This window comes from Pseudomonas sp. SA195 (genome assembly GCF_054131565.1).
Genome location: NZ_CP096392.1, coordinates 3,111,583 through 3,125,381, shown reverse-complemented (window position 1 = coordinate 3,125,381; position 13,799 = coordinate 3,111,583). Strand labels below are relative to the sequence as shown.

At 60.8% G+C, this 13,799-nt stretch carries 16 protein-coding genes; 6 read left to right on the top strand and 10 right to left on the bottom strand.

All coding sequences use genetic code 11. The features are described from left to right. Positions 1-449 precede the first annotated feature (449 nt). Complete coding sequence (locus tag M1D78_RS14505) at positions 450-593, top strand: hypothetical protein (protein ID WP_437420695.1); 144 nt, start codon at positions 450-452, stop codon at positions 591-593. Positions 594-596: 3 nt separating this feature from the next. Here the strand turns inward: M1D78_RS14505 and M1D78_RS14500 are convergent, their stop codons facing one another. Together M1D78_RS14500 and M1D78_RS14495 are read right to left on the bottom strand one after the other, a co-directional pair. Then, the gene (locus M1D78_RS14500; RefSeq protein WP_437420694.1) at positions 597-1,025 is read right to left on the bottom strand and encodes an NUDIX hydrolase; all 429 of its coding nucleotides are present in this window, start codon (positions 1,023-1,025) and stop codon (positions 597-599) included. Then, positions 1,022-1,444, bottom strand: coding sequence for a GNAT family N-acetyltransferase (locus M1D78_RS14495; protein WP_437420693.1), 423 nt, complete (start codon positions 1,442-1,444; stop codon positions 1,022-1,024). The genes M1D78_RS14500 and M1D78_RS14495 overlap by 4 nt, the downstream gene beginning before the upstream one ends. Positions 1,445-1,604: 160 nt before the next feature. Here M1D78_RS14495 and M1D78_RS14490 point away from each other — a divergent pair, with 160 nt between their 5' ends. Both M1D78_RS14490 and M1D78_RS14485 read left to right on the top strand, forming a co-directional pair. Further along, the gene (locus tag M1D78_RS14490) at positions 1,605-3,545 is read left to right on the top strand and encodes a sodium:solute symporter family protein (protein ID WP_437420692.1); all 1,941 of its coding nucleotides are present in this window, start codon (positions 1,605-1,607) and stop codon (positions 3,543-3,545) included. 283 nt (positions 3,546-3,828) lie between these two features. Beyond that, on the top strand, positions 3,829-4,344 hold the full coding sequence (locus M1D78_RS14485) for a hypothetical protein (protein ID WP_437420691.1): 516 nt from the start codon (positions 3,829-3,831) through the stop codon (positions 4,342-4,344). Between the two features lie 63 nt (positions 4,345-4,407). On the opposite strand, the gene M1D78_RS14480 is transcribed toward M1D78_RS14485, so the two are convergent. The 3 genes from M1D78_RS14480 to M1D78_RS14470 are packed head-to-tail and all read right to left on the bottom strand — an operon-like array spanning position 4,408 to position 6,267. Continuing rightward, positions 4,408-5,199 (bottom strand): SIR2 family protein, encoded by a 792-nt coding sequence (locus tag M1D78_RS14480; RefSeq protein ID WP_437420690.1) that lies wholly within the window; start codon positions 5,197-5,199, stop codon positions 4,408-4,410. A 10-nt stretch (positions 5,200-5,209) separates the two neighbouring features. Next, positions 5,210-5,758, bottom strand: a complete 549-nt coding sequence (locus M1D78_RS14475) for a non-canonical purine NTP pyrophosphatase (RefSeq protein ID WP_437420689.1) — start codon at positions 5,756-5,758, stop codon at positions 5,210-5,212. Between the two features lie 53 nt (positions 5,759-5,811). Next, positions 5,812-6,267, bottom strand: a complete 456-nt coding sequence (locus M1D78_RS14470) for a group II truncated hemoglobin (protein WP_437420688.1) — start codon at positions 6,265-6,267, stop codon at positions 5,812-5,814. A gap of 126 nt (positions 6,268-6,393) precedes the next feature. Between M1D78_RS14470 and M1D78_RS14465 the strand changes: the two genes are divergently transcribed. After that, positions 6,394-6,825, top strand: coding sequence for a universal stress protein (locus M1D78_RS14465; RefSeq protein WP_437420687.1), 432 nt, complete (start codon positions 6,394-6,396; stop codon positions 6,823-6,825). A gap of 21 nt (positions 6,826-6,846) precedes the next feature. On the opposite strand, the gene M1D78_RS14460 is transcribed toward M1D78_RS14465, so the two are convergent. Continuing rightward, entirely contained in the window at positions 6,847-7,194 is a 348-nt protein-coding gene (locus M1D78_RS14460; RefSeq protein WP_437420686.1) for a YajD family HNH nuclease, read from the bottom strand. Between the two features lie 50 nt (positions 7,195-7,244). Further along, positions 7,245-7,949 (bottom strand): YebC/PmpR family DNA-binding transcriptional regulator, encoded by a 705-nt coding sequence (locus M1D78_RS14455; protein ID WP_437420685.1) that lies wholly within the window; start codon positions 7,947-7,949, stop codon positions 7,245-7,247. Positions 7,950-8,161: 212 nt separating this feature from the next. Here M1D78_RS14455 and M1D78_RS14450 point away from each other — a divergent pair, with 212 nt between their 5' ends. Next, a complete protein-coding gene (locus M1D78_RS14450; RefSeq protein ID WP_437420684.1) occupies positions 8,162-9,058 on the top strand; it encodes an EamA family transporter in 897 nt (298 codons plus the stop codon). Between the two features lie 111 nt (positions 9,059-9,169). Here M1D78_RS14450 and M1D78_RS14445 read toward each other — a convergent pair whose 3' ends face one another. From M1D78_RS14445 to M1D78_RS14435, 3 genes are all read right to left on the bottom strand, one after another. Continuing rightward, on the bottom strand, positions 9,170-11,092 hold the full coding sequence (locus M1D78_RS14445) for a methyl-accepting chemotaxis protein (RefSeq protein ID WP_437420683.1): 1,923 nt from the start codon (positions 11,090-11,092) through the stop codon (positions 9,170-9,172). A gap of 149 nt (positions 11,093-11,241) precedes the next feature. After that, positions 11,242-11,940, bottom strand: coding sequence for an MOSC domain-containing protein (locus M1D78_RS14440; RefSeq protein WP_437420682.1), 699 nt, complete (start codon positions 11,938-11,940; stop codon positions 11,242-11,244). Then, positions 11,937-12,125 carry a hypothetical protein gene (locus tag M1D78_RS14435; protein WP_437420681.1) on the bottom strand — a complete coding sequence of 63 codons (189 nt, stop codon included), beginning with the start codon at positions 12,123-12,125 and terminating at the stop codon, positions 11,937-11,939. The genes M1D78_RS14440 and M1D78_RS14435 overlap by 4 nt, the downstream gene beginning before the upstream one ends. Before the next feature lie 113 nt (positions 12,126-12,238). Between M1D78_RS14435 and dgt the strand changes: the two genes are divergently transcribed. Further along, complete coding sequence (dgt, locus tag M1D78_RS14430; RefSeq protein ID WP_437420680.1) at positions 12,239-13,732, top strand: dGTPase; 1,494 nt, start codon at positions 12,239-12,241, stop codon at positions 13,730-13,732. Positions 13,733-13,799: the final 67 nt, after the last annotated feature.

Below are 13,799 nucleotides of genomic sequence, written 5' to 3'. Positions count from 1 at the left end.
GAACACGGCTTCTGATTCAACGAGTCCGCTTGTAAGCCTTTACTTACAGATGCTGTAAGCAAAGCCTGTGATGCATCGCGCGAAGACGCCGTGAAGCATTTTTTTACATTTCCAAGTTATTGATTTAAAAGACAATTTTAAATTTTTAGAATAATGGCATCCGTGCCATCAGGCATTTTCGTCAGTTGCCGTTGTCGAGGGATGCCTTAATATTGCGCCTGTGCTCAGGGACAAGCACAGCCGGCAAGGAAGTCGGTAGGAACCTCCGCAGGACGCGGATTCATCAGGACGATGAGCAGGAAATAAAAGGAAGCATGGAAGGAGGCGGGCGGGGGTTTAAACCCCCGCCCCTTTTTTTGCGTGTCGCTTTTTACCCGGCGCTCAACTGCCTTTGAACGACTCGTCTTCAAACTAGCCTAAGCACTCGGAACCCTCATCTGGAGTGCACCATGACCGCCACCGACCCGAACGAGCTCGACAAGCCTGAAGATCAGGATGATCGCCCTGGACGATCGCGGGAAGAGGCCGACGAAGAGCAACTCGACGAAGCGTTGGAAGAAACGTTTCCAGCAAGCGATCCCATCTCGCCCTGACGATCAGAATGCTGTGACAGCGAGCCGTTTTCTCAGCACCGGCAATATACGGTCGCGCAAGAGGGGAGCAAGCGGTCCGTATGGTGGTGCGAGCGGATCGATCCACTGTAACGCCTCGATTTCCGCCTGAGCGCGGATCTGGCCTTCTCGGATCGCCCGAGTCAGAGGTACCACGAACACATCGGCTCTGACCCAGTGGTCGGGCTCGTTCGCCGCGCGTGCCTCGAACAGCCCTAGAAGCTCAAGGTGCTCGCCCTCAAGCATCAACCCAAGCTCCTCGGCAACTTCTCGCAGGACCGTCGCGTGTGGCGTTTCACCCGGCTCGGCCTTGCCGCCCGGCAGCATGAAATGCAGCGTGCCGCGCTTGCGCACCGTCAGCAGTCGGCCGGTTTCATCGACCAGGCAAGCCGTTGCGATGGTCAGGATCTTCATAGACATCGGTGATTACCTTCAATACTCAGCGCAACCAGCGGTTTGTGCTGGCTGTAGCGCTCGAATTTCATCGATAGGGTAGGGGGCAACGACGTGACCTGACCAAAGCCCAGCTGACCGTAAAAGTTGGTCAATGTGGGATGGCAGAACAACCACGTTGGGCCCGAACGGCTGGCCAGCGCGGCGGTGACGACACGCCTCGCCAGTCCCTGATGGCGCTGGGCCGGGTCGACGAGCAGGCCCGTCAGCCACCAGCCATGCGCGGTTGCAGTCAGGCATAGCCCCGCGACTATCGGCGTGCCTAATGCCCAACATTCTGCACCTGCCGGCACGCGCATCCGGCTGTTATGCAACCGGTAGAACTTGTACAGAAGGGGCCGGCAATCGGCGGCCAGCAGGCGAGGTTCTGGAGGGAGCATGGCTGGGCGATCAGGTTTGTTTTTGGCCGCTTGATTCTGTCATGGCGAGGCCTGGGTTGGGGTGTTCGAAGCAATCCCGCTCCGTTCATCAGGACGCTGAATTTTTCACCCGCGCTCAGGTTCTCAAACAGAACAGCCCTCCAACAAAGGACATAACAAGATGTTGGATTTAGCGATTGTGGTGGCGTTCATTCTCTACGGCCTTGGCTCGGGGCTTCGTGCGCGTGGCAAGGCATCCCAAAGCCTCGATGAATATTTTCTCGCGGGTAAGACGATCAAGGGCTGGCGAGCGGGATTCTCCATGGGCGCCACGCAGTTCGCGGCGGACACGCCGTTGCTGGTGACCGGGCTGGTTGCCACGGCCGGGATTTTCGCGCTCTGGCGCCTGTGGATCTACGGCCTTGCGTTCCTGCTGATGGCCTTCGTCTTTGCCGTCGGTTGGCGCCGAGCCGGCGTACTGACGGATGCCGAGTTAACCCGCGTGCGCTATAGCGGTAAGGGCGTGACACCGTTGCGCCTACTCAAGGCCATTTACTACGGCACGGTGATCAACTGCGTCGTCCTTGCCATGGTGTTGGTCGCGGCGATTCGCATCGCCGAGGTATTCCTGCCCTGGCATTTATGGCTACCAGCGGGACTCTATGAGCCGGTGGTCAGCTTCGTAGGAAGCATCGGATTGCAGCTAGGTGACAGCATTACGGGGCTGGAGCCCGAGGTGCTAACGGCGAACAACCTGATCTCGATCCTGCTTATCCTGCTATTCACCGCGATGTATTCGATTACCGGCGGCTTGCGTGCCGTGGTCCAGACCGACGTGGTGCAGTTCAGTCTGGCGATGGTCGGTACCGCGCTCTACGCCTGGTTCGTGATCGACGCCGCGGGCGGGCTCGGTGGCCTGACCGACCGCATCGTTGAGCTCTACGGTAGCGACATGGCCAGCAAGATGCTGTCGTTCTCGCCGCCGGCCAATGCGGGTGAAGCGCTGATGCCCTTTCTGGTCATCGTCGGGCTGCAATGGTTCTTCCAGATGAATTCCGACGGCACGGGTTATCTGGCACAGCGCAGCATGGCCTGCCCGACGGACCGTGACGCGCGCATCGCCGGGCTGGTCTTTTCCTGGTTGCAGATCTTCCTCCGCAGCTTGTTCTGGCTGGCCATTGCCGTCGGGCTGCTGGTGCTCTTTCCATTCACGCCGGGCGAGGCGTCCGGCGATGGGTTCACCGCGGCGCGCGAGGCCCTGTTCGTGCAAGGGATCGAGGAGCTGCTGCCGCCAGGCGTCCGTGGCCTGATGTTGGTCGGGCTACTGGCGGCGCTGGCTTCGACCGTCGATACCCATCTGAACTGGGGGGCGTCTTACTGGAGTAATGACGTGTACGGCGGCGTGATCGCTCCACACGTGCTCAAGCGCAAACCGCGTGACCGCGAGTTGGTCGTCGTAGCCCGGCTGTCGAATGTGCTGATCCTGGTCATCGCCATGATCATCATGGCCAACCTGGGTTCGATTCAGACAGCGTGGTTCATTTCGCTCCTGTTCGGCGCGGGCATGGGGTCTGTGCTGGTGCTGCGTTGGTTGTGGGAGCGCATCAATCTTTACTCGGAGCTGACGGCAATGGCCGTGTCCCTGATCACCGCGCCGTTGCTGCTGTATTACCTCGGAACCGATCCCGAGCAGGAGTGGATCCGCCTCGGCATCATGGCGTTGACCACCACAACGGCCGCGATTCTGGTGACGTTCATTACGCCGGCCACAGATGACGCCACGCTCAAGCGCTTCTACCGTCGTGTGCGCCCGTTCGGGTTCTGGGGTCATGCCGCCATGCTCAACGGTGTTGGGCCGAGTGCGTCGGTCAAGGCACTCGGCTCACGGTTGTTCGCCGTGGCGGTGACGGCAATCTCCTTGTTCTCGCTGCTGGTTGGTGTGGGGCGCCTGATGTTTCCGGCGCCAGACACCAGCCCCGTGCTCAGCTGGGTATGTATTGGAGTGGGGCTGGTGCTGATCCCCGTATGGTTGCGAATGGCAATGGGTCGTGAATTCGATTCCGATCCTGGCGACGAAATGCTGGAGGAGAGTACGAGCGTTCATTCGCGGCAAACTACCTGAATCTTTTCTAGCCTGATTTGGCCCCGGACGATTACATCGTTCGGGTTTTTTTTTGTTGGGTCTTCTGTGAATACCCGTTGCGTTTCGTTTTGCTTGTTATTGTGGTGAGGCAATTAGGTGTATATACAAGCGAGGCGGATAGAAAATAAAAGTGCTTATATTTCGAGCGGTTGCAGTCGATTCTTAATTTAAAGTGAACGGTGGTGATTGGCTTGGGTCACTTAATTGCGCGTCGCGAGAGCGATATTGCGTGTCCAGCCAATGCAGAACAAGAGGTGTTGTCATGAATCGGCTATTCAAAACGTCCATCCTGGTTGCAGCCATGGTTCCCGCCGTTGCACTTGCCGCTCCGCAGGCCGGTGATCGAGAAGTTACGCTCAGCGGCGCGGGAAGCAGTGACAAGAGTTTCGATGATACGGTCTTCTCTGTTCAGGGGAGTTGGGGTCAATACTTGGACGAGTCCTCGATGTGGGGTATTCGTCAGACAGTCAATGCACGCGATTCGGAAGGTGAGAGCGTCCAATTCGACGGCTCGACCCGCGTGTTTTATGACTACCACTTTGGCAGCGGGAAGACTCGTCCATTCGTGGGTGTGAGCCTCGGCGGGCTCTATGGTGAAGAGGTCGACGAGACCTTCATGGGTGGGCCTGAAGTCGGGTTGAAGTATTGGGTGCAGGACAAGACATTCATTACCGCGATGGCTGAATATCAGTTCCTGTTCAAGAGTGGAAGCGATGCGCGTGATCGCTACGATGACGGCGCGTTCTTCTACAGTGTCGGTCTGGGTTACAACTTCTGATCGCGTGTGAAGTGCGGTGTCTTGTGACGCCGCACTTGCGTTTCGCTTGTTAAGCGGTGGCGCTTAACCCTCAACGAGCAACTTCAAAAAGTTGCGGAGTGCAAATCCAGGTTCGTCGTCCTCCGATGTAATCATGCGGATTCCCCATTGGCTGAGTATCTCCTCCTGCACCGGATTCGGCTTATGGGAGAACACATAGGATATTGGGCGGACGCCAAGCGTTTCATGTTCGTTCCACATCTTCGATAGTTTGTAGAACAAGAGCCGGATATTGGTATCCGACAAGCTATAGCCGATGAAGAGCACCGCCTTGCTCAGCGTGTCCGCCCTCAGTTTTATATCCAGCGGTGTTTCGAACTGCAGACGTTCGTAGTAGCTGGTTTCGTCCAGTACGATGGAATCGTCATCATCGAAGTCGCCATGAAACTTCACGATCTGCCGCACCCCGTCGCGCGCTTTCACCAGGTCGCTGGCGTTGGCGATCTTGATGTAACCGACGCCGTGGGCATCGTGGGCGTTTTCAAGCCAGCGGTCATAGTTGGTCGTGTAGATCGCCGGGAAGCGGCCCTGGACGATCAGGCGGTGAATTTCCGAGTCACGAATCTCGATGTTGCGGTGCCATTCGCGGTCCATCCAGCTACGCAGCGGGCCAATGTTGCCTTTCTTGATGCGGTAGTACTCGGCGAGCGAAAGGAAATTGCCGTAGGTGTCGAATACATCAGGGTCGTAGTCGAGTTGCTGGGCGATCTCGTCGATCAGGTCGCGCCAGGGGGGCAGGCCAATATTGGCCGACACCCCGGAGCCGACGAATAGAATCAGACGGTTCTGCTGATAGGCCTCGACTAGCTGTTGCATCAAAATTCCTCTAATGCCCACGCAGGTGCCTGGCCAGCGCTTCTAACGCGCGTTTGCGCATGGACAGGTCGTTATGGCCGGTGCCCAACTCGGCGAAGGTACGGTCGTATCCGTCCGGGATAAACACGTTGTCCCATTCGAAACCGGTGTCGCTGGACGGCTGCGGTGCGATTCGCCCCGCAACCTCGCCTCGGAAGAAGTGCCGCTTGCGGCCGTCGCAATAGCCGATGAGCGTGCGTGCGACGGCAGAGGCATCTTCCAGATTGCCGATCAGCTCGGAGAAGCGCACCGCGTGAAGGCGGTTCCAGAAGGTTTGCGTGAGGCCGCCAGGGAAGCCGTTGAGGCTGTTGATGAATAACCCGGAGTGTTCGACGAACACTGGTTTGCCAATCAGCTTGAACGCAGTAAGTAATTTGTCGCTGACCAGCTGCTGCAAGTCTTCGGTCTGGGTTTCAAGCACCCGAACCGGGTAGTCGATGATCTCGATGCCGCTCTGCCCCAGGAAATCCCGGGCTTCCTGGATTTTCCGTGGGTTGACAGAGGCAAAGCGGATTTTCATCGGGACCCCTCGGTAGCATGCCGGGCAAATGCCCTTCCAAGAGGTATGACGCGTCAGGGCTGCGAGGGTTCTTGCAGCGTGGCGAGCGGGCAGCTTGGGCGACCCGCCTGAACGATGCGTTCAGCGGGTACGCGCATTTGGGCGAGCAGGTACTCGGCGAACGCCGGTGAATAGTCCTGAAGGGCGATCGCTTCGGCCATACAGGCGAGCCATGCCTGGCGCTCGGTTTCGCCGATCGGCCAGCGGGTATGAAAGCGCGGAATGTTGATGCTGCCGTAGCGCTCGGCATAACGTCGGGGGCCACCTAGCCAACCGCATAGAAACGCCGTGAGACGCGCACGCGGCTCTTCGAGGTCTGCTGGGTAGAGCCGGCGAGCGTGCTGCCCGAGGCTCGACTGGTCCATGATCCGGTAGAAATCGTCGACCAGGCGTTGCAACCCGGCTTCGCCGCCGGCGGCCTGGAAGGACGTATCGGCGAAGCCGAACGGAGGGGTTTGGGAGATGCTCATGCTGTGCTCTCGAGAAATGCTGAAGGTGTAGCGGACGTTGCGCTGGTTCAACGGAAGTGCATGCATCCCGCCAACCCTGAAGGGCGCTTGCTATCCTCAATGCAGACACCCGACAGGAGAACGACCATGCGTAACATACTGTTGGCCTACGACGGTTCGGACAACGCTAAGCGGGCGCTGCAATACATCATCGATTTCGCCCGGGATGCGCCCAAGCCGCTCCAGGTTCAGCTCTTCAATGCGCAGCCAGAGCCTGTCATTTATGGCGAATATGTCACCAGCGCCATGGTTGAGGAGCTCAACGCCAGCCTGTTGAAGAAATCGCGGGAGTTACTAGACGAGGCCGGCATGCAGCTCGCTGCAGCGGGCATCGCCCACCAGACCCATACCGCCATAGGCCATGTGGCCGAAGAGGTCAACGAGGCCGTCAAGCGCCTCGGTTGTGACACGGTGGTGATGGGCACGCGTGGCCTGGGCAGTTTTGCCGGCATGCTGCTGGGATCGGTCGCCAACCGCGTCATTCATGAAGTCTCGGTGCCGGTGCTGCTGGTCAAGTGACGCTCCAGGCAGGCCGGGTGATCAGTCCGGCTTGCCCTTCTTGAGCAGGTCGCCGAGATTGGCGAAGGCTTTGAATGTTTCCTTCGGGCCCAGGTCGCTACCCGGCCTGGCCTCGGCCTGGTACTGGTTGTCGGTATAACGCGAGTGCTCGTTGTCGTGGCAGTAGAGGCAGAGCAACTCCCAGTTCGACCCATCCTCGGGGTTGTTATCGTGGTTGTGGTCCTTGTGATGGACCGTCAGTTCGCTGAGGCGCTTGCCCGAAAACTCACGGGCGCAACGCCCACAAACCCACGGATACATTTTCAGCGCTTTCTCGCGGTAGCCCTGTTCTCGCTGGGCATAGGGCGTATTGGGTTTGCTCGTGCTCATCGGTCGGCCTGCTCGTGGATCGCTGTTTGCGCAGTTTGGTACGGCTAGGGTCAGCCAGCCAGCCCGACGTACACGTTCTGCACATCGTCATGGGCGTCGATCGCAGCGAGAAAGGCTTCGACTTCCTCAAGCTGTGCCTCGGTCAGCGTGCTGACGGGGTTCTTTGGCCGGTAACCGAGATGGGCCGACTGCACAACGAAACCCTGATCGGGCAGTGCACGGCAGACCACGTCCATGTCGGTGGGGTCGCTGATGAACAGTGTCGCGCCTTCATCGGCGGCTTCGAAATCCTGCGCGCCGGCCTCGATGGCGGCCAGTTCAGGGTCCGCGTCGGCAGTGGCCGGCGCCGCTTCGATGAGCCCGCAATGATCGAAATCCCAGGCAACCGAGCCGGACGCGCCGAGTTGGCCCTTACGGAATAGAACGCGGATCTCAGCCACGGTACGGTTAACGTTGTCCGTCAGGCACTCGACGATCACCGGGACCTGATGCGGGGCGAAGCCCTCGTAGGTAGTACGTTCGTAGTTGACGCTCTCACCCAGCAATCCGGCACCTTTCTTGATAGCGCGCTCCAGCGTTTCACGCGGCATCGAGGCCTTCTTGGCCTGCTCGACCACCAGGCGCAGGCGGGGGTTCATGTCAGGATCGGCACCGCTGCGGGCGGCGATCATGATTTCCTTCGACAGCTTGCCAAAGGTGCGCCCCTTGGCATTGGCTGCCGCTTCTTTGTGTTTCGCTTTCCACTGTGCGCCCATGCGTGTTCCCGTTTCGCTGCTATGAGGAGAAGGCCGTTCTGCGACGGCGGATTCTATCTGGTGCGACGGCAACAGGCACGGCCCGCGAGACGGGACCATAGCCGCTGCGACAGTCGGCTGCGCGACTGTATGGCCGAATTGCCCGACGGCTGTACGTGTTCGGCAGCAGGTCACAGGTTTCTAATGGCGTGCCCAGCCCTGGAGAACTGCTGATGTCGCCCAAGGACTTGCTGCTGGCCCTGGTCGTGATTCTGGTCTGGGGCATGAACTTCGTCGTGATCAAGGTTGGCCTGGATAACATTCCGCCCATGCTGCTCGGCTCGCTGCGCTTCATGCTTGCGGCCTTTCCCGCCATCCTTTTCATCAAGCGGCCACAGATGCCGCTGCGCTGGTTGCTGGCCTACGGCGCGACCATCTCGCTCGGGCAATTCGCCTTCCTGTTCTCAGCCATGAAGGTCGGCATGCCGGCTGGGCTGGCGTCGCTGGTGCTGCAATCGCAAGCCTTTTTCACACTGTTCTTCGCCGTTCTCTTTCTCGGCGAGCGGTTGCGCATGGCCAACCTGGTAGGGCTGGTAATCGCCGCTTCCGGACTGGTGCTGATCGGCGCGCAGGGCGAGCTGGGCATGACACTGGCAGGCTTTCTGCTCACGATCTGTGCGGCGTCCATGTGGGCGCTGGGAAACATCGTCACGCGCAGAGTGGGCAAGGTGAACCTGGTCGGCCTGGTGGTATGGGGCAGCCTGATCCCGCCGCTACCGTTCCTTGGGCTGTCTTTTTGGCTGGAGGGGCCACAGGTAATCGAGGCGGCGCTGCGCGGTTTCAGCCTGGATTCGCTTCTGGTCCTGGTCTATCTGGCGTTTGGCGCGACCATCTTGGGCTATGGCCTGTGGAGCCGATTGCTGTCGCGCTATCCGGCCAATACGGTGGCACCTTTCTCGTTGCTGGTCCCTGTGGTCGGCCTGACCTCCGCCGCGCTGCTGCTGGACGAGCATCTCGGGCCTTTGCAGGCAGTCGGCGCGCTGCTGGTCATGCTCGGGTTGCTGGTCAACGTTGGCGGTGGCTGGCTGGTTGGTCGCCTGCGTACAGCGTTCGGCGGGGCGTCGGTCTGACAGCGCAACACCCGCACCGAGGCTCAGGTGGAGCATTGCTGCTGTACACCTTCAGCAGGGCGCGTGACGGCTAAAACAGCGGCGCAGCGCCCCGCGCAATGGCCCTCGCGGTCAGACCCGGAAGCGGCCGATCATCGCTTGCAGCTCGCCACCCAGCCGTGCCAGTTCCGCCGTCGACGCCGCGGTTTCACGCGCTGCTTCGGCGGAATGGTCGGCGACATCGCGTACGCTCAGGACGCTGCGGTTGATTTCCTCGGCCACCGAGCTCTGCTGCTCGGCGGCGGTAGGGATCTGCTGATTCATCGCCTGAATGACAGAAACCGTCTCGCTGATCGCTTGCAATTCCTGGCCGACATCGCGTGCCAGCGCCACAGTCTCGACAGCCAGGCCGCTGCTGCTGTCCATCATTCCAGATGCGGTACGGGCGCCTTGTTGCAGTGTGCCGATCAAGGCTTCGATCTGTGCCGTCGATTGTTGTGTGCGCTGGGCCAGCCCGCGTACCTCATCGGCTACCACGGCGAAACCGCGTCCCGCGTCGCCGGCGCGTGCGGCTTCGATAGCGGCATTCAGGGCCAGCAGGTTGGTCTGCTCGGCGATCCCGTTGATCACGGTCAGCACCGTGCTGATATTGTCGGTCTCCTGGTTCAGCTGGCTCATGGCCTGAGCCGACAGCGTGACCTCGTTGGACAACCGATCGATTTGCGCCAGGGCGCGCTGGACCACGGTGTTGCCTTTAGCCGCCTGGGTGTCGGCGCGCTGCGCCGCGATCGAGGCTTCTTCCGCGCTGCGTGCTACTTCCTGCACAGTCGCGGTCATCTGATGCATGGCGGTAGCGACCTGATCGGTTTCCTGGCGCTGGCTGTTGACCCCGGCACTGGTCTGTTCGGTCACCGCCGACAACTCCTCGGATGCCGTAGCCAGCTGGGTGGTGATCGCGCCGATGCGCCCAATCAGCGTTCGCAGGTTGCCGCGGGTCTTGCCTAGCGCCTGCAGTAACTGGCCGAACTCATCGCGGCGTTCGTTCACGTCCTGGCCGGTCATGTCACCGGCGCCGATGCGCTCGGCCATCTGCACCGCCTGGTTCAGCGGCTGGGCGATCTGCCGGACGATCAGCACGCTGACCAGCACGCCGAGGAGGATAGCGAGCAGGGTTACCCCCATGACTTGCAGCTTCTTGCTGTGCGCTTCCTCGCTGCGTTTCTCGGTCTGGCTGGCGATGATTCCCTGGGCCTGCTCATAGAGCGTGGCGAAGATGGCCTCCATTTCCTGGCGTGCCTGTTGCTGCTCGGCTACCAGCGGCGGCAGCTTCTTGACCAGCTCGACGTACTCGGTGGCGCTGGCCTTTAGAATCTTCAAGCTCGCGGCTTGCGGCCCGATGAGCTGTTCTTCCAGCGGTGCGATGGCCGCGTTGAGCGCGTCGAACTGGGCATTCAACGCCTGCAGCGCCGGCTCGGATTCCTCCATCAAGTAGCCGCGCACGGTGAAGCGCAACAGGCGGTTCTGCTTGGACAGGGCGGTGGTGAGCAGGGCGATATCGGCGATGTCTCCGGTAGGATGCAGCACCGGATTGCCGGGTACGCCGTGCCAACGGCGCTCCAGGTCGGCGATCAGCTTGTCGGTGGTGTTGCCGGCGTCGACCCAGTTGGCTCGGGTTTGTAACTTGAGTTCACGCAGCGCAGCGAGCCTGTCGAAGGCGCTCTGGTAGCGGCGGGCCTGTTCGGCAATGGACTGCAAGTACTGGCGGTTCTGGGCCTCAACGAAGCCGTCCTGCTTGCGGTCGACAGTGGTGACGATGTCCTTGACCGCGTCGGCGACCTGGCTGACGTAGCGAGCGTCGCCGCGCTCTTCGAAGCGCACCTGGGCGTAGCGGATCTGGTTGGCGTTGTTGAGCAAACGCTGTGCGGTTTCCGCCTTGTTGCTGCGTGACACCAGCGCATCCATGCTGAACACGCCAATGGCGGCTACCAAGACGGTCAGGAGCAGCACGGCTGTGAAGCCGAGTGCCAGCTTGTAGCTGACCTTGAGATTTTTCATTGTTGTTCCTCAAGCGGACAGGAAAGTGGAGTTGTAGTACCACATCGGCTGATTGGTCCGTAAATTGAGTATGTTGTCTGATGACATACCTGCGGTGTCGTGCACATTTGCGGCAGCTCGAACACCAACTGGGTGCCGCCGCGGCCAATCTAGAACAGGTTGCCCTGATCGTGGTGACGCCGTTTCGCGTCCAGACGTGCGCGCAGTCGTGTGCGGTATTCGGTCGCCAGGGCCGGCAGCGCCTGAAGCCAGTCCAGCGCATCGTGTGCGGCCGACTCGTCGAGGTAGATTCGCCAGACGCGTCTTACTGTGGCGTCCGGCCAGGGGCGGTCGATCAGCTGCAAGGTCGCACCGGGAGCGACCCAACCGGGTTCAAGCGTACGGTATAGCCACCCGGTTCGGCCGCTGTGTGCTAGCTGCCGCGCCAGCCCACGAGCAGCATGGCGCCGGTCCAGGTTGGCGCAGGGTGAGCGCGGCTGGCTGAGCTCGATGACCGCATCGCCCAGCCGGTAGCGGTCGCCGATGCACACCTGCTCCTCGCTCAGACCGAACGTCGCGAGATTCTCGCCGAAAGCACCGGGTGCCAGCCGCTGTAGGCCTGGGTAGATACGTTGCCAATGACGATAGTGCTCGGCGGGGTAGTGGCACAGGCTGCGATCGGGTCCGCCATGGAAGCGGCGGTCCGCGACCCGGTCGCCATGCAGGCCCTCTCGGTCGAGCCAGACCGTCTCATCGGCCCGCTGCTTGTCCATCGCCGACGGCTTGCCGGTGACGGGCAGTGCCAGGAGTGCGTCGCGCCTAAAGGGGCCGTCGATCGGCCAGCTGAGGTCCGGTGTAGTCTGGCTCATGGAGCGTCCAGGTCCGCCAGCGCGCGGCGCACCATGGCAGCGTATTCGGGCGGGCTTAGCTGATACAGCTCAGTTGCGACCCAAGCCAGCCAGTGCGGGCCGAGCGCCTTCTTGCGCTCGAGCAGGCGTCGGGCTTCGTCTGTCGCACGGGCAGCGTGCTGTTGGTGGAAATCCTGGCGGCTCATCGAGGCTTTATCCGATAGCGGGGTAGCGATTCTAAACGAGTCGTTACGCGCCGGCCGCTTGGTAAAGCAGAGGCGGCGCGCTAGGCTCGCGGTTCCTTCAACAGGAGCAAGCCATGCCGGAGCCCGTCAACTTCAAGAACAAGATTTCGCGCCAGCGACCCTACGGGCGTACCGAGCCTGGACTGATGGCAGCGCAAGACGATCTTTCCTTGGTAGTCGACCAGCTGGAAAGCGACCGGGGGCGCATCATCAATTCAGCTGCTATTCGCCGCCTGCAACAGAAGACGCAGGTGTTTCCACTGGAGCGCAACGCCGCGGTGCGCAGCCGGCTAACGCATTCATTGGAAGTCCAGCAGACTGGGCGCTTCATCGTGCGGACACTGTATAAGCAGCTCGGCGGGGATGCGGCGTGCTACGGCCTGGATGGACTGGAGAGCGCGCTTGAAAGCCTGGTGGAGATGACCTGCCTGATGCACGACATCGGCAACCCACCGTTCGGCCATTTCGGTGAGTTCGCTATCGGTGAGTGGTTCGCTGGGCATCTCGGGCCGCTGTTCGATCATGCGGTGCCGGGGCTGGACACCCCCGACGGGCTGAAAGCGACCATGCTGCGTGATCTCGAACGCTTCGAAGGCAATGCTCAGGCGATTCGTTTGGTGGTGTCGCTGCTGCGGCTGAACTTGACCTATACCCAAACGGCGGGCCTGCTGAAATATGTGCGCGCCGCCCATGCACCGCGGCCGGAGAAGGGCACGCCGGGCGCTTATCTGCACAAGAAGCCGGGCTTCTATCTGTCTGAAGCCGCGTTCGTCAGTGATCTGCAGAGCGCCCTGGGGCTGGAGCCCGGCACACGCCATCCGATCGCCTACATCATGGAGGCGGCGGATGACATCGCTTACTGCCTGGCCGACATCGAGGATTCGGTCGAAAAAGGCATATTCAGCATCGACCAGCTGGTTCACTTGCTGATCGAGAAATTCGGCGAGCACGGCTCACCGGAGGCAGCGATCAGCGGTGGTCGCAGCTTTCGCGACATGGTCGAGTATGCGCAAACGCGGGCGCAGAAGGAGCCAATCAACAAGGTCGGCGAGTTCTTCATCTGGCTTCGCGTCAATCTGGTGCACCCGCTGGTCCAGCACGCAGCGCAGCAATTCATCGAGCACATTGGGGCCATATATCACGGCACTCTGGACCGCGCGCTGCTGGAAGATGCCAGCCTCGCCAATGCCATTGTGCAGACCTTCAAGGACGTAGCGATGGATCGCGTGTTCTGTCACCGCGAGGTCGAAACCCTGCAACTGCAGGGTTACCGGATCCTCCAGGGCCTGTTGGATGCCTATGCACCATTGCTGAGCGTTACGCCCGAGGTCTTCATCGCTTTGACAGAAGGCAGCTGCCGCAGCGAGCCGCACCTGCAGATGCTCGCGCGACGTGTGCCGAGCCAATTGGTCAAGGCTTACCACGAGGCCATGAAGGCTCATGATTTATCTGCTGACGAGGGGCGACTGTGGGAGTTTTATTACCGCTGCCGGATGCTGCAGGACCTCGTCAGTGGCATGACTGACCAGCTGGCTCAGGATGAATACCGCACCTTGTCGGCGCTATGACTCTCGCCGCTACGCCTCACGGTGGCTCACTTCCGCTTCGCTGGTACGCGTATTGCTTCGCCACGGT